The sequence below is a fragment of the Neisseria sp. 20925_1_37 genome, assembly GCF_041433255.1.
Lineage (GTDB): Bacteria > Pseudomonadota > Gammaproteobacteria > Burkholderiales > Neisseriaceae > Neisseria > Neisseria flavescens_D.
In genome coordinates, this window is sequence record NZ_JAPWBC010000008.1 from 37,948 (window position 1) to 61,123 (window position 23,176).

Below are 23,176 nucleotides of genomic sequence, written 5' to 3' on the forward strand. Positions count from 1 at the left end.
TTTGTGAAGGATTAAGAATAAAATAATCGGCTGACAGGGTGCGGCCGTTATGATTTTGTAATTTTGAGGTTATTTACAAAAACAGGCAACCGTATTTGTATTTTTATACTTAGAATAATGGAATAATTTGTTTTATGCTGCATAAATACAACAGAAGGATTATGATAAAGTGGGTTGAGAAAATACTTCTGCTGTTTATTCAGTTTAAATTATTCGTTGTCCGGTTTTTTACGCCACAAAACAAGTAATTTGCCAATATGTTGCACTAGTTGAGCGCCCAGTGTTTCACACAGGGCATCACAAATTTCAATACGTTCAGCACGATCATCGCCAAAAACACGGACTTTAATCAATTCGTGTGCTGTCAATGCGGCGTCGGTTTCTTTAATGACGGAGTCGGTCAAACCTTGTTGGCCAACAATAACAACGGGATGAAGGTGGTGTGCTTGGGCTTTCAAGGCCAAAATTTCTTTGGTGCTTAGTTTGTTGTCGCTCATTTTGATAAGTATCCAATTAAAAAGAATAATGGCTATATTGTACGCGATTTAGAACATTTACGGGGGAAATAACGTACAATGCTGCTTTTAACTTAAGCATTTCAAATCAAGATGGCTGTACGCTCAAAATCTTCAAAAGCATGGCTGCATGAGCACGTCAACGATCATTATGTCCATATGGCACAAAAGGACGGATATCGTGCCAGAGCGGCTTATAAATTATTGGAAATCAATCAAAAAGATAAATTAATCAAACCAGGTACGGTTTTGGCGGATTTGGGCAGCGCGCCGGGAAGTTGGTCACAGGTTGCGGCCAAGCTGGTCGGTAAAACAGGGGCAGTGTTTGCTTTGGATATTTTGCCGATGGATGCTATTGAAGGCGTGTCATTTATTCAGGGCGACTTTAGGGAAGATGCCGTTTTGGAGCAGTTTGAAGCTTTATTGGATAATCGTCCGTTAGACCTTGTAATCTGTGATATGGCACCCAATATGTCAGGCAATGCCGTAACAGACCAGGCACGCAGTTTTTATTTGTGTGAACTGGCTTTGGATTTTGCCTCGCAGCATTTGAAACCCGGAGGCAGTTTTTTGGTGAAGGTGTTTCAAGGCACGGGCTATCAGGAATATACGGCGGCAATGCGTGAAATTTTTGCCAGTGTACAAACTAGAAAGCCGGATGCTTCCCGCAATCGTTCCAGTGAGATTTACCTATTAGGCAAAAATAAACGCTGACAATGTAGGGTGGGTGCTTTAAAATTCTTTCCCTTGATTTTATTTATTTTGTAACCATGGAGCCTGTTCAGTGGGGAATACCATTAAAAACATATTAGTCTGGGTAGTGGGTGGTGCTATGCTTTTAGCAGCATTCAATGCGCTCAGCGATAAGCAGGAAGATAAACAGCAAATCGAATATTCTCAATTTATTCAGCAAGTTAATAGTGGCGAAGTATCCAATGTCAATATTGAAGGATCTGTTGTCAGCGGCTATCTGATTAAAGGTGAGCGCACCGATAAAACTGCCTTCTATACCAATGCGCCTTTGGATGACAACTTGGTTAAAACACTGTTGGACAACAAAGTACGCGTCAAAGTGACTCCGGAAGAAAAACCAAGCATGCTGGCTAGCCTGTTTTACAGCCTGCTGCCTGTTTTGTTATTGATTGGCGCATGGTTCTACTTCATGCGCATGCAAAGCGGCGGTGGCGGTAAAGGCGGCGCATTCTCTTTTGGTAAGAGCCGTGCACGTTTGTTGGACAAAGATTCCAATAAAGTTACTTTTGCCGATGTTGCCGGTTGTGATGAGGCAAAAGAAGAAGTACAAGAAATCGTGGATTACCTGAAATCGCCTAACCGCTACCAAAGCCTGGGTGGTCGTGTACCGCGCGGTATTTTGTTGGCCGGTAGCCCTGGTACGGGTAAAACCTTGCTGGCTAAAGCGATTGCTGGTGAGGCCGGTGTGCCATTCTTCAGTATTTCAGGCTCTGATTTTGTAGAAATGTTTGTCGGTGTCGGTGCGAGCCGTGTCCGCGATATGTTCGAGCAGGCTAAGAAAAACGCTCCATGTATCATCTTTATTGATGAAATTGATGCGGTCGGCCGTCAGCGTGGTGCCGGTTTGGGTGGTGGCAATGATGAGCGTGAGCAAACATTGAACCAATTGTTGGTTGAAATGGATGGTTTTGAAAGTAACCAAACCGTTATTGTGATCGCAGCAACCAACCGTCCTGATGTACTTGACCCTGCGTTGCAGCGTCCGGGCCGTTTTGACCGTCAAGTCGTTGTTCCATTGCCTGATATCCGTGGCCGTGAGCAAATCTTGAAAGTACACGCTAAAAAAGTACCTTTGGATGCATCCGTAGATTTGACTTCTTTAGCACGCGGTACACCTGGTTTTTCAGGTGCGGATTTGGCAAACTTGGTCAATGAAGCTGCTTTGTTTGCCGGTCGTCGTAATAAAGTTAAAGTCGATCAAAGCGACTTTGAAGATGCTAAAGACAAAATCTACATGGGTCCGGAGCGTCGCAGTATGGTAATGCACGAAGATGAAAAACGTGCGACAGCCTATCATGAGGCAGGCCATGCAATCGTAGCGGAAAGCCTGCCGTTTACCGATCCGGTTCACAAAGTAACGATTATGCCTCGTGGCCGTGCATTGGGTTTGACTTGGCAACTGCCTGAGCGTGACCGCATCAGTATGTACAAAGACCAAATGCTGAGCCAGCTCTCAATCTTGTTTGGTGGCCGTATTGCTGAAGATATTTTTATTGGCCGTATTTCTACCGGCGCATCTAACGACTTCGAGCGTGCAACTCAAATGGCACGCGAGATGGTAACGCGTTATGGTATGAGCGACAAAATGGGTGTGATGGTTTATGCTGAGAACGAAGGTGAAGTATTCTTGGGTCGCAGCGTAACCCGTTCTCAAAATATTTCCGAGAAAACTCAACAAGATATCGATGCGGAAATCCGCCGTATTTTGGATGAGCAATACCAAGTGGCTTACAAAATCTTGGATGAAAATCGCGATAAGATGGAAACCATGTGCAAAGCACTGATGGATTGGGAAACCATCGATCGAGATCAAGTTTTGGAAATTATGGCCGGTAAACAGCCTAGTCCGCCTAAAGATTACAGCCACAATGTCCGTGATGACAAAGTAGAAGAGCCTGAGGCGCCTGTTGCTGAAGCTGCTGAACCTGTTGAGCAAAATGAGGTTCAGAATACTGAGTCAGTAGAAGCAGACAAAACAGATAAATCTGTATAAGGTCTGAAACAGAAAACGGTAGCTTTAAGCTACCGTTTTTATTTTGAAGATAAGCTAAAGGCCGTCTGAAAAGCTTCAGACGGCCTGATTTTATTTGGTTAATTACAAAACAGCCAAAGCCGCTTCGTAGTCAGGCTCGTTCGCAATTTCAGAAACCAACTCAGCGTGGAGAACTTGGTTTTGCTCGTTCAAAACCACCACTGCGCGGGCAGTAAGGCCGCGTAATGGGCTTTCTGTCAGTGTAACACCATAATCGTTAGAAAAGCTGCTGCGGAATGTAGAAAGTGTCACTACATTTTCCAAACCTTCTGCACCGCAGAAACGGGCTTGTGCAAACGGTAAATCGGCAGAAATGCACAAGACTACGGTATTGTCCAAAGACGAGGCACGTTTGTTGAAAGTGCGGACGGACTGGGCGCATACGCCGGTGTCAATGCTGGGGAAAATATTCAGCACTTTGCGTTTGCCTGCAAAGTCAGCCAACGATTTTTCAGATAGGTCTGCTGCTACCAATGTGAAATCAGGTGCAACTTGGCCGGTAGCGGGCAAATTGCCGTTTGTAGAAATAGGAGAGCCTTGGAAAGTAACTTGGGCCATGATTTAGTCCTTGTGTCAGGGGAAAATAGGATGGTTAGGAGTTTAGTAATGACGGCGACGGAAATAGAACATGCCTTCGCTGTCAATTTCTAAAATATAGCGGCCGTTTTGTACGGCGGCATAACCGCTTTTGCCTTCGGTATAAGGTTGCAAAGCAGCGTGTGAAATCAGATAGTCGGTCAATTTGCCGCCATCTTGGGCAATATTGTCCACCATTTTTGCAAAGGCTGTGTGGCAGACTCCGTTGGCTGACCAGCCGGCTGAAACGCCTTTTTCATTTTTTTCCATGCATTGGCCGCTGATGACTTCTAAGTCGGTAGGGTGCTTACCAATCAGATTGATAACACCGCCCTCTATGCCGTTAATCGGATAGGTGCGTTGTTTCTTACCTTCTTTCGTTTCGCCGTCTTGAGCTGTACCTAAATCCAAACCGGCTATGGCTTGTTCATCGATATATTTAACTTTGAATGTAGGTTTAGGCGCTTTGCCTGAAGCAGCATCATTGGCTGCAGTATCTTCAGATTTACCGCCGCAGGCAGCCAATGAAAGGCTGAGCAAGATAAGGGGAAAGGTTTTTTTCATATGAGAAACCCTAGAAAACGATTATATTTCAAATGATAAACGATATTAAGGCCGTCTGAAATATTCAGACGGCCTTGCTATTATTTCAACGGACGAATACCTACTGCATCGCGTACTTTATCCAACAATTCGCGTGCTTCTTTACGCGCTTTTTGTGCGCCGGCCTGCAAAATGTCTTCAATTTGAGATGGTTTGGCTGTCAATTCATTGTAACGCTCGCGCGGTTCTGCGAGCTCGGCATTGATCTTTGCACCCAAGAGTTTCTTAGCCTCACCCCAAGCAAGGCCTTCGGCCAGCATTTGCGTGAACTCGGCAGTTTCAGACGGCGTGGAGAAAGCTTTGTAGATTTCAAACAGAGGACTTTCATCAGGCTGTTTCGGCTCGCCGGGTTCTTTCATATTGGTGATAATTTTGTTGACCGATTTTTGGGTCTTCTTGTCGTTTTCCCAAAGCGGAATGGTGTTGCCGTAGGATTTAGACATTTTGCGTCCGTCCAAGCCGGCCAAGAGTTCGACATTTTCGTCGATTTTCACTTCAGGCAGGGTGAAGAGCTCTTGGAAGCGGTGATTGAAGCGGCCGGCAATATCGCGTGCCATTTCAACGTGTTGGATTTGGTCGCGACCGACTGGTACTTCATGGGCATTGAACATAAGGATGTCGGCAGTCATGAGGATAGGGTAGCTGTACAGGCCCATTTCCACGCCGTGATCCGGATCTTCCTGACCGTTTTCGGTATTTGCCTGTACTGCAGCTTTATAAGCGTGGGCACGGTTCATCAGGCCTTTTGCGGTAATACAGGTCAGAATCCAGTTCAATTCCATCACTTCGGGAATATCGCTTTGACGGTAGAAAGTGGTCTGTTCAGGGTTGAGTCCGCAGGCGAGCCATGTGGCGGCAACAGCTTGAGTAGATTGATGAATCATTTCCGGCTCATGACATTTGATGATGCCGTGATAGTCGGCCAAAAAGAGGAATGATTCGGTATTGGAATCTTGCGCCGCGCGGATGGCCGGGCGGATGGCGCCGACATAGTTGCCTAAGTGTGGAATACCTGTTGTGGTAACGCCTGTTAAAACTCGTTTTTTGCTCATGAAAGTATCCTTCGGCATAAAGGCCGTCTGAAAATAAATATGGTGTTGATTATACCTGATTATTCTTGATTTTTCAGACGGCCTTTTGAGTAAAGAGTAGATGGATAATAAAAGTTATGCACATAAAATTATAAAAATAAAACGTTATAAAACAATAAGATAGTAAAAATTGTTGATTAATGGGGTAAATGGCTCTTGAGTTATCCACATTTGTGCTTATATAGGCTCTAACAGAATATATTTGAAGAGGAACTTAAAATGAGATTTGATAAATTGACTGCCAAATTTCAGCAAGCTTTGCAAGAAGGTCAAAGTCTGGCTTTGGCTGCGGACAGCAGCTACCTTGAGGCCGGCTTTATCTTAAAAGCGTTGCTTGACGATCAAAACAGTGGTGCTGCTGCGTTACTGGCTCATGCAGGTGTGAATGTGCCTCAAGTAAAACAACGTTTGCAGCAACATTTGAGCAGCTTGCCAAAAGTATCCGGTCAAGGTGGCGATATTATGCCTAGCCGTGAGCTGCAAGCTGTATTGAACTTGATGGACAAGGCTGCGACCAAACGTGGCGATACCTATATCGCCAGCGAACTTTTCCTGCTGGCTTTGGTTCAGCAAAATGATGCGACCGGCAAAATCCTGAAAGAAGCCGGTGCGACCGAACAAAATATCAATGCCGCGATCGATGCGGTACGAGGAGGACAAAACGTGAACGATGCGAATGCTGAAGACCAACGCGATGCTTTGAAAAAATACACACTCGACCTGACTCAACGCGCCCGAGACGGCAAGCTCGACCCTGTTATCGGTCGCGATGATGAAATCCGTCGTGCAATTCAGGTATTGCAACGCCGTACCAAAAACAACCCTGTGCTGATTGGTGAGCCGGGTGTGGGTAAAACCGCTATTGTTGAAGGCTTGGCGCAACGCATTGTTAACGGCGAAGTGCCTGAATCCCTGCGTAACAAACGCCTTTTGGTTTTGGACTTGGCGGCTTTGATTGCCGGCGCGAAATATCGCGGCGAATTTGAAGAACGCTTGAAAGGCGTGTTGAACGACTTGGCTAAAGACGATGGCAATACACTGATTTTCATCGACGAAATCCATACTTTGGTTGGCGCAGGTAAAACTGATGGTGCAATGGATGCAGGCAATATGCTGAAACCGGCTTTAGCGCGTGGCGAACTGCACTGCATCGGCGCGACTACTTTGGACGAATACCGTCAGTACATCGAGAAAGATGCGGCACTCGAACGCCGCTTTCAAAAAGTATTGGTCGGCGAGCCCAGCGTGGAAGACACCATCGCTATTTTGCGCGGTTTGCAAGAGCGTTATGAAATCCACCACGGTATCGATATTACAGACCCCGCTATCGTTGCCGCAGCGGAGTTGAGCGACCGTTACATTACCGACCGCTTCCTGCCTGATAAAGCGATTGATTTGATTGACGAAGCTGCCAGCCGCATCAAAATGGAGCTGGACAGCAAACCCGAGCAGATGGACAAACTCGACCGCCGCATCATCCAGCTCAAAATGGAAAAAATGCACGTTGCCAAAGAAAGCGATGACGCCAGCAAAAAACGTCTGGAACTGATAGACGAAGAAATCGACGGCCTGCAAAAAGAATACGCCGATTTGGACGAAATCTGGAAAGCAGAAAAAGCCGCCTCTTCCAGCACCGCCGATATCAAGAAACAGATGGACGACATCAAAGTCAAAATTGAACAGGCCAAACGCCAAGGCGATTTTGCCCGTGCGTCCGAACTCGAATACGGTGAGTTGCCGAAATTGGGCGCACAGTTGCAAGCTGCGGAAAGTAACCCCGACGGCAAAAAACAAAACAAACTCTTCCGTACCGAAGTTGGTGCGGACGAAGTGGCCGAAATCGTTTCCCGTATGACCGGCATTCCTGTGTCAAAAATGATGGAAGGTGAACGCGATAAGCTGCTGAAGATGGAAGAAGTATTACACCGCCGCGTGGTTGGTCAAGACGAAGCCGTGCGTGCTGTGTCCGACGCTATCCGCCGTAGCCGTTCTGGTTTGGCCGATCCGAATAAACCTTATGGCAGCTTCTTGTTCTTAGGCCCGACCGGTGTGGGTAAGACCGAATTGTGTAAGGCATTGGCAGGCTTCCTGTTTGACAGCGAAGATCATCTGATTCGTATCGATATGTCCGAATACATGGAAAAACATGCTGTTGCCCGCTTAATCGGTGCTCCTCCCGGCTATGTTGGCTACGAAGAGGGCGGTTACCTGACCGAACAAGTCCGCCGCAAACCGTACAGCGTGATTCTTTTGGACGAAGTGGAAAAAGCCCATCCCGACGTGTTCAACATCCTGTTGCAAGTTTTGGATGACGGCCGTTTGACCGACGGACAAGGCCGCACTGTGGACTTCAAAAATACCGTTATCGTGATGACTTCTAACATTGGTAGCCAACATATCCAACAAATGGGTACTCAAGATTATGAAGCGGTGAAAGAAGTTGTGATGGAGGATGTGAAAGAACATTTCCGTCCTGAAATGATCAACCGTATTGACGAAGTAGTCGTGTTCCATGGTTTGGATCAGGCCAATATCCGCAGCATTGCGAAAATCCAGCTTAAAGGTTTGGAAAAACGTTTGGAAGTGCAACATCTGCATCTGAAAGTCGATGATGCTGCCTTGGATCTGATTGCCGAAGCCGGTTTTGATCCTGTGTATGGTGCCCGTCCGCTCAAACGCGCCATCCAGTCAGAAATCGAAAATGCGCTGGCAAAAGCATTGCTTGAAGGAAAATATGCACCTGATAGCACAATCCATGTTAAAGAAGAGGGTGGTAAGCTCTTGTTTGCATAGGATTTAAACAATGTAGTATGTTGTTGTAAAAGGCCGTCTGAAAGAATTCAGACGGCCTTTCTTAGTTATTGATTCACATCATATATTTATTATGTAATTTGATTTTTCATTGAATTTTAGAGAATATTAATTGAAAATCTTGTGACATGGGTTGATAAAGAATACGATATAATTCGACCTGTTTGCCGAGGTTCTTGCTAAATATCTCATTTTATGTAATAATACTACAATGCAGAAACTGACTAATCAAAATCTTCACATTATTTTGTCGGAACGCTTAAATGATACCGACTTTGTTCTTATTCTCAATGCATTAATCAAATTTTTGCGCCGAGGAGGTAAAAAACAGGCTTCCGAACGTTTCGATTTGATTTTATCTACTTTAAAACAAGACGATGCTTTATGCCGTCAATTCAGCCTGCGCTTTTATACTTGGCTGTCTAAAGTTCACATTTATCCTGCGCTGATTAAACTGGGTATTTTCTCGCGCCATAGTTTTACCCGGGAAATGGGCATACGGATTTATGAGCGGTTCAGTCCGTCTTATAAAGATTTTTCCAACTTGCGCGAAGTGTTTTTATATCTTTTTCATTCTGAAAACGATGATAAATGGTTGCAAACACTGAGTTTGCGACAATGGTTGAGCATGTATGAATTGTTGCAGGGTAAGGCGGATCCTGCTTTGCTTCAGACGACCAGCCGACAGTTGGCGGATGCCCGTTTGCGAGCGGTAGAAATGCTGTCTATTTGGATTGCTTCCGAAGCGATTGAGCCAGATTTAATACGGATTGCCCCCCGTTTGTTGGAAGCGGATTCTGCATTTGTCGCTTTACAGCGCGAAATTGCGAAGATGGTGGAACACTATCGCCATAGCGAAGAAACTTATGACACGGCGCATTTGGAGGTTATGTTTGACCAGTGTGAAAAGCAAATTGACTATTTGTGCCGTCGTGGTACTGGAGCCGGGTCTGGTTCGTCAGTAAAAGTTGCCCACTTGCTCGAACGCTTGCAACAAACCATAGACCGCCTGAAATTGTTGACTAATATTCAAATCGAGACCAGCCGCACCCGCTTAACCGTCAATCTGATGAATGCGATGATTTATGCGGCGGTGGAGCAATACAGCACCAGCCACTTGCGTAAAAGCAGTATCCGAATGCTGGCGCGCAGTATTACGGAAAACAAAAGCCATCATGGTGAGCATTACATTACGCGCAACCGTAGCGAATATTTTAAAATGTTTTATTCCGCAGCTGGCGGCGGCGTAATTATTGCTTTGATGGCATTGAATAAAATCCATATTGCGTCTTTGGGATTCGGCGAATTTACTACTTCATTCTTGGCCGGGCTCAATTATGGTTTGGGCTTTATGCTGATTCATATGCTGCATTGCACTGTTGCAACCAAACAGCCTGCTATGACGGCGGCGAGCTTTGCCGAACAGGTGGACTCAAATGAAGGCAGCAAAGCGGTGGACAATAAATTGGCTAAACTGCTGATTGACGTATGCCGTTCGCAAAGTGTTGCCGTGTTTGGCAATGTATCGATTGCGGTATTGTTGGCGGCAGGGATTGCTTTTGGCTATGCCCATACGCATGGTCAGCCCTTGCTAAATGAGGCAGTTACGGCCTATCAGTTCAAATCCATTGAGATTTTTACCCAACCGACCTTATGGTATGCCGCTATTGCCGGCGTATGGTTGTTTTGCTCGGGTATTATTGCCGGCTTTTTTGACAATCGTTCCGATTATCTGAACCTGCGTCAGCGCCTGCCGTTTAATCCGTTGTTACGAAAAATCATGCGTCCGGAGCCACGCCGCCGGTTGGCTGCTTATATTCATAAGCATTACGGCTCGCTTATGGGGAATTTTATTTTCGGTATGCTTTTGGGGATGACCGGCTATTTCGGCCATCTTTTCGGCTTGCCGCTGGATATTCGTCATGTAGCGTTCTCTTCGGCAAATTTGGGTTATGCCGCGATTAGCAGTCATGCAGATATATTCACTTTTATGCTTGGCTTGGCAAGTGTATTGGCAATCGGCATGGTGAATCTGGTGGTCAGCTTTTCTTTGGCTTTGGCTGTTGCTCTCCGTTCTCGTGGCACGCGTTTGGGCAGCATGCGTAATCTACTGAAGAGCTTTTGGAGTCAAGTGAAAGCCAATCCTTTGATTTTGCTGTATCCAGTTCAAGTGAATAACAAAGAAAACACGAAGTAAGATTGAAGAAAGGCCGTCTGAATATATACTTTTCAGACGGCCTTTTGATTTAAAAACTATAAAGATTAGGCTTGCAGAGAGGCGCGGTTTTCCAAAACTTGGTCAATCAAACCATATTCTTTAGCTTCATCGGCAGACATATAATTGTCGCGGTCGGTATCGCGTTCCAAGTCGGCCAAATCGCGATCACAATGTTTAGCGAGCAAGCGGTTCAGTTTCTCTTTGATTTTCAGCAGCTCTTTAGCGTGAATTTCAATATCGGAAGCCTGACCGGCCAAGCCGCCGCTGATGAGCGGTTGGTGAATCATGATGCGGCTGTTTGGCAGGGCAAAGCGTTTGCCTTTTTCGCCTGCGGACAACAGGAATGCGCCCATACTTGCCGCTTGGCCCAAGCATAAAGTAGAAACATGAGGCTTGATGAAGTTCATGGTATCGTAAATCGACATACCGGCAGTAACTGAACCGCCTGGAGAGTTGATATAGAAGAAGATATCTTTATCTGGGTTTTCGCTTTCCAAGAACAGTAATTGCGCAACAACCAGATTGGCAGATTCGTCTGTCACCGGGCCGATCAAGAAAACGATGCGCTCTTTCAAAAGGCGTGAGTAGATGTCGAATGCGCGCTCGCCGCGACCGCTTTGTTCGATAACGGTAGGGACAAGGTAATTATTGAAATCGAAGGACATTTTTGTCTCCTGTTAATGATGGAAAAGCACCAAAGCATTTAAAGCGCTTCGGTGCTTTTGATTGTCTGTTTCAGACGGCCTTGGAGCAATTAAGCTTGTGCGCCCATTACTTCGTCAAAAGACAGCGCTTTTTCAGTTACTTTAGCTTTGCTCAGAACGAAATCAACAACGTTGCTTTCTACTGCCAAAGAAGTCGGGCCTTGCAGGCGGGAAGGCTCTGCGTAGTACCAGTCGATAACTTCTTGAGGATCTTCGTAGCTTTCAGCGAAGTTAGCAACAACGGCTTTGATTTGGTCTTCAGTTGGCTCAAGTTTGTTTTCTTCAACCAGTTTAGCCAAAATCAGACCCAAAGAAACGCGGCGTTCTGCTTGTTCTTTGAACATATCCAAAGGCAGATCCAAGTTGGCAGCGTCAGCCATACCTTGGTTAACGAAGTTTTGTTTCATTTCGTTTGCTAAGCGAGCAGCTTCTTCGTTGACCAAAGCAACAGGAACTTGCAAATCGGCTGCTTTGAGCAGGGCGTTCATTACAGATTCTTTGGTTTGTTCACCGATGCGGCGCTTAACTTCGCGGCCAACGTTTTTCTTCACTTCTTCACGCATTTTGGCAACGTTGCCGTCTTCAATACCTAGAGCTTTAGCAAAGTCAGCGTCAACTTCAGGCAAAGTAGCTTCAGAAACGTTGTTCAACGTGATGGTGAATACGGCAGATTTACCGGCAACATCTTTACCGTGGTAGTCTTCAGGGAAGTTTACGGTAACATCTTTGCTTTCACCGGCTTTCATACCGACAACACCGGCTTCGAATTCAGGCAGCATTTGACCTGCACCCAATACGAAAGCGTAGTTTTTAGACGCGCCGCCAGCGAAAGGCTCGCCGTCGATTTTGCCTTCAAAGTCAATGATGACGCGGTCGCCGTTTTGGGCTTCGCGGTCAACATGGTTGAAGCGGGTGCGTTGTTTACGCAGGATTTCTACAGTTTGGTCAACTTCGGCATCGCCAACAGTCGCAGTAACTTTTTCTACTTCTTGGGCAGACAGGTCACCAATAGTTACTTCAGGGAAGACTTCAAAAATAGCGGCAACTTTGAAAGACTCTTGATCGTCTTGTTCTTCAACGCCTTCAAAGCGTGGGTAACCGGCAACTTTCAATTCTTGGGCAACGGCAACATCGTAGAATTCGCGTTGTACCAATTCGTTGATAACGTCGTTTTGTGCGCTTGCACCGTACATTTGGGCAATCATTTTGAACGGTGCTTTACCCGGACGGAAGCCGTCAATTTTTGCGCGGCGTTGGGTTTGTTTCAGTTTTTTCTCAGTTTCTGCGTTGATTTTGGACCAAGGCAGAGACAATACTACTTTGCGTTCCAGATTTTCTAAAGTTTCAACAGTTACGCTCATCGTAAGCCCTTAAATTTGTTGTGTTTAAACGGTTATCCTTCTGCTCAGTATCCCGAAGAATTTCGGAAGCGTGCATAAGGTCAAAATTTAGCTGCTTAGTATAACACAATGTTTCACGAATAACATAAAAAGGCCGTCTGAAAAGTGGGAAATTCTTTTCAGACGGCCTTTGCGTTTCGATATTGTTGTTTTTACAGCTGGTCTTTTTGCGCCAGAATCCGTCGGCTGCCGTTGATGTCTGCTGGAGAAAGCACACCGGCATTTTCAAGCGCATCTACTAAATTGGCGGCGCGGTTGTAGCCGATGCGTAATTGGCGTTGCAGTGCGGAAATGGAAGTTTTCCGGCTTTCCAATACGAAGGCAACGGCTTGATCGAATAACTCATCGCTGTTTGCGTTCGGATTGACAATATTGGTGGTTTCGATGGCTGCTTCGCCACTGAGCAGACCTTCCACATAATTGGTCGGAGCCTGTTCTTTGACGAAATTGACGACCTGATGCACTTCATCATCGGAAACAAACGCACCTTGCAGGCGTGTCGGTTCTGCGCTGCCCGGTTGCAGGAATAATGAGTCGCCGTATTTGAGCAATTCGTCTGCACCCATTTGGTCAAGAATGGTGCGGCTGTCGATTTTGCTTTGTACGGTAAAGGCCATACGTGTCGGAATGTTGGCTTTAATCAGGCCGGTAACCACATCGACACTCGGGCGCTGGGTGGCGACAATCATGTGAATGCCTGCCGCACGCGCTTTTTGGGCAAGACGTGCGATTTGCTGCTCAACGGATTTGCGTTCGGTCATCATCAAGTCAGCCAACTCATCGATAACGACCACAATCAACGGCAGTTTTTCCAGAGGCTCGGGATCATCGGGATTTAAGCTGAACGGATTGAGTAATGGCTTGCCTGCCGCTTTGGCCTGTTCGACTTTTTGGTTGAAACCGTCCAGATTGCGCACGCCGGCATGGGAAAGCAGACGATAGCGTTTTTCCATTTCGGCAACACACCAGTTCAATGCTTGTCCGGCCTCGCGCATATCGGTCACAACCGGGCAGAGCAGGTGCGGAATGCCGTCGTAAATGCTCAATTCAAGCATTTTCGGGTCAATCATAATGAAGCGGACTTCGTCAGGCGTGGCTTTGAAGAGCATGGACATAATCATGCCGTTCACGCCGACGGATTTACCCGATCCGGTCATACCTGCGACTAAAAGATGCGGCATTTTTGCCAAGTCGCCGACAACGGGCGTACCTGCAATATCTTTACCCAAGGCAACGGTCAGTTTGGACTTGGCGTCGGTAAACACGGGAGAAGAGAGGATTTCGCTCAACATGACGTCTTGGCGTTTCTCATTGGGTAGTTCAATGCCCATGGTGTTTTTACCGGCAATGGTTTCTACGATGCGTACCGCTTGCAGAGACATCGAGCGCGCCAAATCTTTGGACAAGGCGACAATTTGGCTGCCTTTGACACCTTGTGCCGGTTCAATTTCGTAGCGGGTAATCACGGGGCCGGAAGTGGCGGAAACAACCTGTACGCCGATGCCAAATTCGGCCAGCTTGGCTTCGATCAATTCTGCGGTTTGTTGCAATTCATCCGGATTGACGGCAACCGGTTCTTCAGACGGCATACGCAACAGGTTCATATTGGGTTTATGGTATTCGCCGTTGTTTTTAGGTTCAGTATCGTCAAATAGGGAAGTTTGGATTTTAGGGGGCGGCGCAACGGATACGGCAACGGTTTTACGGTTGCTGCTGCTGCCTGCCAACGGAGCAACCGGAGTAGCGGTAATGGTTTTGGCTTCTTTAACCATGCGGCGCGTATTTTGGGTTTCTAAAGCTTCGGAGTGGACATCTTCTTTTTTATTTTGGAACTGAGACAGTTTTTTCATCAGGCTGCCAAACAGGCCGCCCATATGGCTGCCGGATTTGGCCATGACTTCCAACCATGACACCTGAGCCAGCAGGGAAATAGACAAAAGCAGCATTACCAGCATAATCAACAGGCTGCCCGACTTGCCCAACAGCCAAGCCAAGCCTGAACCCGCTAACAAGCCGACCAAGCCCCCTGCACCGACGGGAAGGGATTCGCTCAATGTGTTGTCAAACAGGAAGTGTTCGATAATCGGACTGCACACCAGCAGGAGGAACAATGCCAAAGCGGCTACGCCATGATTGTAGGGCTTGTGGTTTTCCTGCTTTTTCATGGGGCGGAAATTTTTGTAGAGGAAAACGCAAGAGGCAGCTATCCACCACCAAAACGATAGGCCGAACAGATAATATCCGACATCGGAAAGATAGGAGCCAAAGAGGCCGCCGAGATTGGCGACATCGTTGCTTTTGGGAACGCTGCGCGACCATGCAGGGTCGTCCATGCTGAAGCTGGCCAGAGAAATGGCCAGATAAATGGTGATAACCAAGCCAAACAGCCATAAAGCATCATTAATCAAGTTAACGACATGCTCGGGGCGCGCTTTTTTTTCTTCATTTCTTTGCAGCTCTTTGGCGGCCTTGAGACGTTGGGAGACTTTATTGTCGGCTTGAGTTTGTGCTTTGGTGGATTTGCGTGTGGTCGGTTTGGCTGCCGGTTTGGTAGAGACGCGTTTTTTTGTTTGGGTTTTAGAAGATTTTGCAGTCATGAGATAAAGGCCGTCTGAAAAGACCGGAGGTAATGTGCGTAAAGGGCAAATTATACCGTATTTACTAGGCACAAGAAATTGAAACGGGCGTAATCATTATAGAATTCAGGCCGTCTGTTTGGCGTGACGAAAATTTTAGATTTCGTTTCCACCTATTCAGACGGCCTGATGTTTTGATTGATTTGGACTTACATTCTGCCCAGTTCGCGTTGTAGGGCTTGAATGTTTTTCTCTCTATCCAAAACCGCACCTTGCAGCGTACTGATGGCATGTTGATTGACGCTGCCACCTTTGGCTGTCCGCGCTTGGCTCAGTTGCTTTTTGGCATCGGCCAAAGCCGCGCGTTCATTGGATAACTCGGTTTCCAGAATAGAGCGACGACTGTTGACACCGGAGGATTTTGGAACCGGAGGAGGAGCTGTTTCAGAAGCGGTGTGGACAGGGGCAGGTTTGGGCGTTGCTTTGTGGTTGGATTTTGCAGCCGTATTTTTGCTTTTTGTCAGAGCCGTTTGTGATGTCGGCGCGTTGAGTGTAGGCGCATCGTTAACCGGGGCGTCGTATCGGCTGCTGCTGTATTTGCCGACAATTGGCAAATCGTTGACAGCTTGGCAGTTGCCGCTTGGGCGCGAGGTATAGACAATCGAGCCGTTGACTTCACAGGTGTAGATTTTTGCGGCGTCGGCTTGGCTGTTGAAAACAGCAAGCGGCAGCAGGGATAGGGTAAGAAGATATTTTTTCATGATTCAGGTAGGGCTGATTCGTTGCAGTTGAGCATTTTATTCTTGTTCAGACGGCATGGGCTGCTGTTTTTTAGCTTTTTTACCGTTCTTGTTTTTGCTCGGTTTGTCGGCTTTTTTCTCTTGTTTATCGGATTTTTCCGCGCGTGCCTTTTTCTTAGGCTTTGCACTTGCGCGTTCATCAGAGGCATTGAGGCTGCGGATGTTGAGGTGGTAACCGCTGCCTTGATGGCCGCTGATTTTAGGCAATTCGGCCTGTGCGCAGGAGGATTTGGGTTCGGAAGTATAGCTGCCGTTGCCGCAGGAATAAACTGCGGCGGCTGCGTGAAGAGAAATGCCCAAGACGAAAGAGGATACGAGGAAATATCCGGCTTGTTTGATGGTTGAAGTCATGTTTTTCCGTATTGTGTTTTATTTCAGACGGCCTGATGGCTCTATTTTTATTGGGAAAACTCGGCTTCGACATCAACTTGGATTTGTTCAAGCTCTTCCTGCCATTGCAGCCAGTTTTCTTCCAGTTGCGTTAATTTTACTTTAGTTTCTGTTAATTGTGCGAGTGTCTCTTGCAATTTGGATTTATTTTCTTCTGAATAAGCAGATTCTTGTGCCAAAAATGCTTCACAGGCCGTCTGAATATCAGTCAATCGTGCGATTTCTTTTTCGGCTTTGTCGATCTTCTGCTGAATCGGTTTGCTGCGTTTGGCTTTTTCCTGACGGATTTGTGCCTCGATACGCTTGGTGTCCTTGCGGCTTTGGCTTTGGGCAGATGCGGCGGGGGCTGCTGCGGTGTTTTCTTGTGCCAATCGCCATTGACGGTAGTCGTTCAAATCGCCGTCGAAGTTGTTCAGACGGCCTTTGTCGATAAGGAGGAAGCTGTCGGTAGTCGCTTCAAGCAGGCTGCGGTCGTGCGATACGACAATCAATGCGCCTTGGAAACTTTGCAGGGCAAGTGTCAGGGCGTGGCGCATATCCAAGTCTAGGTGGTTGGTCGGTTCGTCAAGCAGCAGCAGATTAGGTTTTTGCCAGATAATCATGGCAAGGGCGAGCCGTGCTTTTTCCCCGCCGGAAAAGGGCTCGGTCTTTTGAACCGCCATATCGCCAATAAAGTTGAAACCGCCTAAAAAGTTGCGGATTTCCTGTTCGCGGACTTCGGGCGAAAGTTGTTGGATATGCCAAACCGGACTTTGGTCTGCGCGCAATGTGTCCAGTTGGTGTTGGGCAAAATAGCCGATATTGAGTTTTTCAGAGCGGACGATGCTGCCGGAAAGTAAATCGATTTTTCCTGCCAATGCTTTGATAAATGTGGATTTACCGCTGCCGTTAACGCCCAATAGGCCGTAACGTGCGCCGCTTTCCAAAGACAAGGTAATATCGTGCAAAACGGTATTGTCGCCATAACCCAAGTTGGCATGGTCGAGTTTCAATAATGGATTGGGCAGGTGGGTCGGATTGGCAAACTCAAAGGAAAATTCGCTATCCAAATGCGCTGGGGCGATGCGCTCGAGCTTGGCTAATGCCTTCATGCGGCTTTGAGCTTGTACGGCCTTTGTGGCTTTGGCTTTGAAACGGTCGATAAAGGATTGCAGATGTTTGATTTGCGCCTGCTGTTTGACGTAGGCGGCTTGTTGTTGCGCCAGACGTTGGGCGCGTTCGGCTTGATAGAAATCGTAATTGCCGCCGTATTGGGTCAGTTTTTGTTGCGACAGCTCGATGGTGTGCGTTGTGGTGGCATTCAAGAAGTCGCGGTCATGGGAGATGATGATTTGCGTACAGGGCAGGGAAGCGAGATGGTTTTCCAGCCACAACACGGTTTCTAAATCCAAATGGTTGGTCGGTTCGTCCAAAAGCAGTAAATCGGCACGACAAATCAGCGCTTGGGCAAGGTTGAGGCGCATACGCCAGCCGCCGGAGAAGGATTTGACGGGACGGGTATGTTCTTCTTGTGCAAAACCTAAGCCGTTAAGCAGTTTGGCGGCACGTGCCGGAGCAGTATAGGCATCGATTTCTTCAAGTTTAGCGTGATATTCGGCTTGCTTCATGCCGTCGTTTTGCGCTTCTGCTTGGGCTAAGGCCGTCTGAAAAGCCTGCAATTCGGCATCGCCTTGCAAAACGTAGTCTAAAGCGGAAATATCTAAATCAGGCGTTTCTTGAGAGACGGAAGCCAGGCGCCATGTTTTGGGAATCAGGATTTCGCCGCCATCTTGAGTGATTTCACCTTTTATCAGCGCAAACAGGCTGGATTTTCCTGTACCGTTTTTACCGATTAAACCAACGCGTTGGCCGGGGGTGATTACGGCATCGGCTTTATCGAGCAGGACTTTCAAACCGCGTTGCAGGGTGAGTTTTTTGATTTCTATCATGATGGCAGGCAAGGGGATGAGTAAAACGAAAGGCGTTATTTTACCTGAAAAGATATATAAAAGGCCGTCTGAACAAGTATGAAAACGAAATCAACGATTTCTATTTCACTTATTCAGACGGCCTTTATGAAATGACAGTCGGAAATGCTTTCAAATTGTCTGTCGTTTCAATTAAATTTGAAGATCGCCATTGTCCGCACGGATTTGGCGCAGGAATTTTTGTGTCCGCTCATGTTTGGGATGATTGAACAAATCTTGCGGGCTGCCTTGTTCGACAATAACGCCGCCGTCCATCACGACGACGGTGGTTGCCACTTCCAAGGCAAATTTGATTTCATGAGTAACGACAACCATGGTCCAGCCTTCTTGTGCCAATTCCTTCATGGTATCCAAAACATCTTGCACCAATTCAGGGTCAAGCGCGGAAGTCGGTTCGTCAAACAGCATCAATTCAGGCTGAATCGCCAATGCTCGGGCAATACCAACACGCTGCTGTTGACCGCCGGAAAGCTGGTAGGGGTAGAGGTCGATCTTATCGCCCAAACCGACTTTTTTAAGCAATTTGACAGCCTCTTCACGCGCTTTGGCGACAGGCTTGCCTTGTACGGCAACCGGCCCTTCCATAACGTTTTCCAACGCAGTTTTGTGCGGAAAGAGGTTGTATTGTTGGAATACCATGCCGGATTTGCGGCGCAGTGCCAAAATATCGTGTTTGCTTGGTTTTTTGGAAAAATCGATGCTTAACGGCTGCGCATTGTCAAACTCGATCTGACCTTGTTCTGGCATTTCCAAAGCGTTTAAACAGCGTAAAAACGTGGTTTTGCCTGAGCCGGACGGGCCTAAGATAACCACCACTTGTCCTTTGCCGACATCCAAATCGATGCCGCGCAAAATGGTATTTTCGCCAAAGGTCTTATGGATATTACGGATTTTAATCATGACAACTCCTTATTTGGCGACATAACGGTCGAAACGTTTTTCCAAACGTGCCTGAATCAAAAACAGCACTTTGCAGAAGCACCAATAAACCAATGCGGCTTCGATATAAACGGGCAAAAAGTCATAAGTACGGTTTGCAGTCTCTTGGGCAACACGGAAAAGCTCGGTTACCGTTACCACGGCGGCAAGTGAGGTGTTTTTGAACAGGCCGATAAACTCGTTGCTCAGAGGCGGTACGGCAACGCGGAATGCCTGTGGCGCAATAATGCGGCGGAACGTCTGCATATAGGTCATGCCGATGGAAAAACCGGCTTCCCATTGGCCTTTAGGTACGGATAAAATTGCTGCGCGTATGGTTTCGGAAGCGTATGCGCCGACATTGAGCGAAAAGCCGATAATGGCGGCAGGAATCGGGTCGATATAGATGCCGACGGAAGGCAAACCATAGAATACGATGACCAACTGCACCAAAAGCGGCGTACCGCGAATGACGGAAATATAAAATTCTACCAGCTTCAGCAAGCATTTTTGGAAAATGCCACCGGAGGGCATGATTCTTACCAAAGCAACGGCTACGGCAATAATCATGCCGATAACAAAAGAAGCGATCGCCAAAGGCAAAGACACTGCGAAGCCGGCTTTAACCATAGGCCAAAACGCGCTGATGAGCATATCAGCGCGTGTTTCCGTCATAAACGGTAGAGAGGCAAGGAAATTATTTAACACTGATGTCTTTTCCGAAGAATTGTTCGCCCAGTTTTTTCAGCGTGCCGTCGGCTTTCAGTTCAGTCATGGCAGTACTAAATTTAGCCAATGCTTCATCATTGCCTTTATTGACAATCAAGCCGGAGCCGACTTTTTCATCAGCCGGGGCAGACCAAACGATTTGTACGCCGGCATTCGGATTTTTCTTCAAATAGTCCAATACCGCCAATTCGTCGTTCAGGGTTGCATCGGCACGTTTTTGTTCAATCAGGGTCAGGGATTGCGCCAAGCCGTCTACTGGTACGAGTTCTGCGCCTGCCGCTTTGGCTTTTTCACCATAGTTACTGGTCAGGGATTGTGCAGTTTTCACACCTTTGATGTCGTCGATGGATTTGATGTTGCTGTCTTTACGGGCGACCAATACGGCACCGCTCCAGCTATAAGGCTCGGATTTGTCAAAAGTCGCTTGGCGTTCGGGGCTGGTCAGGCCGACTTGGTTGGCAACCACGTCGAAACGACCGGCTTTCAAACCTGCCATCATGGAGTCCCATTGTGTTTCTTTAAATTCAACTTTGATGCCCAGTTTGTCGGCAACTGCGCGGGTTACTTCGACATCGTAGCCGGTCAATTTGCCGTCTTTGTCGTGGTAGGTAAATGGTGCGTAAGTACCTTCCGTACCGACAGTGATGGTACCTTTGTTGTTGATACGCTCAATCAGTGAGCCGGAGGCCGCACCGGATTGTGCCGGAGCAGAAGAAGCTGAGTTGCTGCCTTCTCCGCCGCAAGCAGCCAAAACTACTGCAGCGATGGTACCGAGTACGAATTTTTTCAACATGGATTTTTACTCCTGACTTTAAGTGTGTCATTTGGTATTAAAGCGTGCATTCTAAGCGAAACTGCCCAAAATACAAAATACATCTTAATGCCTTAAAAGGCCGTCTGAATGCTGATTTGTTCAGACGGCCTTGAATGATGTATAAAAAATTCAGCTTATGCAATTTCAAGCCACATGACTTGATAGGGTTGCAGGACCAAATCCTGATTCAGAGAAACGGTTTGACCGCTGATCAAATCGTGCGCTTTAAACGGCATGGCCTGCAGGGTGTGCGCACTAATGGTTTGCGCATGTTCGCTGAAGTTGCCGAATGCCAAAAGCGCGTTGTTGCGCATATAGCCGATGATGTGTTTGTTGTTGGTATTGAAGGTAACCAACCTGCCGCCGTCAAAGCGCGGATTGCTTTGGCGGATGGAAATCATATGGCGTAAACCTTGGAAGATTTGACCGGCAGTGGTCGAGCTGTCATGGCGTTGGTTGTACAACTCCTCATTGTAACGAGGACGGTGTACCCAGCGGCTGTCATCGCTCTTATTGCTGTCTTGCGACCAATCATCGTCATTGAGCGTACCGACTTCGTCGCCTAGGTAAATCAGCGGTAGGCCGCCGGTACTCAAAGCAATGCTGTACAAAAGTTTAATGCGCTCAACGGCATATGGATCGTTTTGCGCCAAGCCGACCAAAGCTGCTGCTGTACCGCTGACACGGCAGTCGCCTGTGCTTGGATTGTATTGGAAGGGGACGCCGCGCGCGAAGCTGCCGTCAAAATGGTTGACGAAGAAGCGGTTGAGGAATTGTCGGTGGTCGTAGCCGTGAATACCGAACTGCCATGCGTCCTCATCGGCAAACGTCCAGCCGATGTCGTCATGGCTACGGACGTAGTTAACCCATGCCGTGTGGTCGGGCAGGTTGTGACGGTAGGTCAGTGCTTGATGGAGCAAGTTGACTTCGCGTGTGGCGAGGGTGTTCCACAACAATGCCATTTGCAGAGGGTTGTAGCCGATTTGACATTCGTCTTGGCTGATGTATTGGACAACTTGGTCAGGGTGGACGATGGCTTCCGATTTGAAGAATACGGCTGGCGCTGCGATACGCATTACAGAGTTAAACGCGCGAATCAGAGCGTGTGCCTGAGGCAGGTTTTCGCAGCTTGTGCCCATTTGCTTCCAAATAAAGGCAACGGCGTCCATGCGCAGAATATCAACGCCCAAGTTGGCAAGGAACATCATTTCGCCTGCCATGGCACGGAATACCCATGGGTTGCTGTAATTCAAGTCCCATTGGAAAGAATTGAACGTTGTCCATACCCAGCGTCCGTCTTCCAGTTGGGAGAAGCCGCCCGGGTGTTGGTCGGGGAAGATTTCACGCAGGGTGCGGTCGTATTGGTTGGGCATCCAACGGTCAGGGAAAATGTAGTAGAAATTGTCGTAGAGCGGATCGCCGGCGGCGCAGCGTTTTGCCCATTCGTGTTCGTTGGAAGTGTGGTTGAAGATGAAATCGATAACGGCGGAAATGCCTGCTTCGTGCAAAGCGGCAATGACATCGCGTAAGTCGTCTATCGTACCCAAAGCCGGATTGACATCGCGGTAGCTGCTGACCGCATAGCCGCCGTCGCTTTTGCCTTCAGGACATTTAAACAGGGGCATCAGGTGCAGATAGGTTAGGCCCAATTCTTGGAAATAAGGGATTTTGGCTTTCAAACCTTGCAGATCGCCTGCGAACAAATCGACGTAGCACACGCCGCCGACCTGTTTGTTGGACAAAATCCAGTCAGGATCGTTTTCGCGCGCGATATCGATATCTTTTAAAGATGCGTTGCGTTGGGAATAGCTTTGCCATGCTTGGGCAATCAGTTGCTCCAACATGGGGAGGACGGCTTCGTTGTTGTTGTAAACGTTGTCCAGCTCGTGCATCAGTTTTGGAAAGTGTTCTTCAAGCCGTCTGTCAAACTGTTTCCAGTCTTCAGATGCCTCGATGCTTGCACGCTGTTCGGGAGTATATATCGATAGGGTGCGTTCTTTAAGGTGATGCAAGGTCAAATCAACCTGTTGAGTCTGGGTCAACATAATGCCTACTCCGAAATTAAGGTGAAATTGTTTTGAAGCTTGGTTTCACTTCTTTTGCAAATCCATGCCGATTGTGGGCGGCTAAGACTGTAATTTTGCGTCAAGAAACTGTCTCAATGATACTGGAAGTGCTTGAGTGTGCAAAGGGTTTTCAAGGTTAGGAACGATGATTTTTCAAGTGTTTGATTTTGATTAAAAGTAGGATTAAGCAGATGGAAAGAGGCCTTTTGACGA

At 47.4% G+C, this 23,176-nt stretch carries 17 protein-coding genes and 2 pseudogenes; 4 read left to right on the top strand and 15 right to left on the bottom strand.

What is annotated here, in order from left to right; genetic code table 11:
• Positions 1–209: 209 nt before the first annotated feature.
• A complete protein-coding gene (yhbY, locus tag O3661_RS07625; RefSeq protein WP_314458921.1) occupies positions 210–497 on the bottom strand; it encodes a ribosome assembly RNA-binding protein YhbY in 288 nt (95 codons plus the stop codon).
• A 111-nt stretch (positions 498–608) separates the two neighbouring features.
• On the opposite strand from yhbY, the gene rlmE reads away from it, so the two are divergent.
• A complete protein-coding gene (gene rlmE, locus O3661_RS07630; protein WP_371492911.1) occupies positions 609–1,229 on the top strand; it encodes a 23S rRNA (uridine(2552)-2'-O)-methyltransferase RlmE in 621 nt (206 codons plus the stop codon).
• 70 nt (positions 1,230–1,299) lie between these two features.
• Positions 1,300–3,261: an ATP-dependent zinc metalloprotease FtsH gene (ftsH, locus tag O3661_RS07635; RefSeq protein WP_371492913.1), complete on the top strand. Its 1,962-nt coding sequence runs from the start codon at positions 1,300–1,302 to the stop codon at positions 3,259–3,261.
• A 102-nt stretch (positions 3,262–3,363) separates the two neighbouring features.
• Here the strand turns inward: ftsH and tpx are convergent, their stop codons facing one another.
• The 3 genes from tpx to trpS all read right to left on the bottom strand — a co-directional run bounded on the left by tpx (position 3,364) and on the right by trpS (position 5,531).
• Positions 3,364–3,858, bottom strand: a complete 495-nt coding sequence (gene tpx, locus O3661_RS07640; RefSeq protein ID WP_371492914.1) for a thiol peroxidase — start codon at positions 3,856–3,858, stop codon at positions 3,364–3,366.
• A 42-nt stretch (positions 3,859–3,900) separates the two neighbouring features.
• Positions 3,901–4,440, bottom strand: coding sequence for a hypothetical protein (locus O3661_RS07645; RefSeq protein ID WP_070608317.1), 540 nt, complete (start codon positions 4,438–4,440; stop codon positions 3,901–3,903).
• A gap of 80 nt (positions 4,441–4,520) precedes the next feature.
• On the bottom strand, positions 4,521–5,531 hold the full coding sequence (gene trpS, locus O3661_RS07650) for a tryptophan--tRNA ligase (protein WP_371492915.1): 1,011 nt from the start codon (positions 5,529–5,531) through the stop codon (positions 4,521–4,523).
• 258 nt (positions 5,532–5,789) lie between these two features.
• On the opposite strand from trpS, the gene clpB reads away from it, so the two are divergent.
• Positions 5,790–8,363: an ATP-dependent chaperone ClpB gene (gene clpB, locus O3661_RS07655; protein ID WP_371492916.1), complete on the top strand. Its 2,574-nt coding sequence runs from the start codon at positions 5,790–5,792 to the stop codon at positions 8,361–8,363.
• Positions 8,364–8,592: 229 nt separating this feature from the next.
• Positions 8,593–10,578: a site-specific recombinase gene (locus tag O3661_RS07660; protein ID WP_371492918.1), complete on the top strand. Its 1,986-nt coding sequence runs from the start codon at positions 8,593–8,595 to the stop codon at positions 10,576–10,578.
• A 65-nt stretch (positions 10,579–10,643) separates the two neighbouring features.
• Here O3661_RS07660 and clpP read toward each other — a convergent pair whose 3' ends face one another.
• The 11 genes and pseudogenes from clpP to O3661_RS07715 form a co-directional block, all read right to left on the bottom strand.
• On the bottom strand, positions 10,644–11,264 hold the full coding sequence (clpP, locus tag O3661_RS07665; protein WP_003683589.1) for an ATP-dependent Clp endopeptidase proteolytic subunit ClpP: 621 nt from the start codon (positions 11,262–11,264) through the stop codon (positions 10,644–10,646).
• Between the two features lie 89 nt (positions 11,265–11,353).
• Complete coding sequence (gene tig / locus O3661_RS07670; protein ID WP_371492919.1) at positions 11,354–12,664, bottom strand: trigger factor; 1,311 nt, start codon at positions 12,662–12,664, stop codon at positions 11,354–11,356.
• A gap of 191 nt (positions 12,665–12,855) precedes the next feature.
• Positions 12,856–14,496 (bottom strand): annotated as a pseudogene (locus O3661_RS07675) (DNA translocase FtsK); the annotation flags it as partial.
• Between the two features lie 101 nt (positions 14,497–14,597).
• A pseudogene (locus O3661_RS07680) lies at positions 14,598–15,300 on the bottom strand (DNA translocase FtsK 4TM domain-containing protein); the annotation flags it as partial.
• A 188-nt stretch (positions 15,301–15,488) separates the two neighbouring features.
• Complete coding sequence (locus O3661_RS07685) at positions 15,489–16,040, bottom strand: hypothetical protein (RefSeq protein ID WP_371492921.1); 552 nt, start codon at positions 16,038–16,040, stop codon at positions 15,489–15,491.
• Positions 16,041–16,076: 36 nt separating this feature from the next.
• Positions 16,077–16,430 carry a nucleolar protein gene (locus tag O3661_RS07690; RefSeq protein ID WP_070826253.1) on the bottom strand — a complete coding sequence of 118 codons (354 nt, stop codon included), beginning with the start codon at positions 16,428–16,430 and terminating at the stop codon, positions 16,077–16,079.
• 47 nt (positions 16,431–16,477) lie between these two features.
• Positions 16,478–18,397: an ATP-binding cassette domain-containing protein gene (locus O3661_RS07695; RefSeq protein WP_371492922.1), complete on the bottom strand. Its 1,920-nt coding sequence runs from the start codon at positions 18,395–18,397 to the stop codon at positions 16,478–16,480.
• 171 nt (positions 18,398–18,568) lie between these two features.
• Positions 18,569–19,336, bottom strand: coding sequence for an amino acid ABC transporter ATP-binding protein (locus O3661_RS07700; RefSeq protein WP_070826255.1), 768 nt, complete (start codon positions 19,334–19,336; stop codon positions 18,569–18,571).
• 9 nt (positions 19,337–19,345) lie between these two features.
• The gene (locus O3661_RS07705; protein WP_049323221.1) at positions 19,346–20,062 is read right to left on the bottom strand and encodes an amino acid ABC transporter permease; all 717 of its coding nucleotides are present in this window, start codon (positions 20,060–20,062) and stop codon (positions 19,346–19,348) included.
• Positions 20,052–20,876, bottom strand: a complete 825-nt coding sequence (locus O3661_RS07710; protein WP_254346350.1) for an amino acid ABC transporter substrate-binding protein — start codon at positions 20,874–20,876, stop codon at positions 20,052–20,054. Before O3661_RS07710 ends, O3661_RS07705 begins: the two co-directional genes overlap by 11 nt.
• A 155-nt stretch (positions 20,877–21,031) precedes the next feature.
• Positions 21,032–22,942 (bottom strand): alpha-amylase family protein, encoded by a 1,911-nt coding sequence (locus O3661_RS07715; RefSeq protein WP_371492924.1) that lies wholly within the window; start codon positions 22,940–22,942, stop codon positions 21,032–21,034.
• Positions 22,943–23,176: the final 234 nt, after the last annotated feature.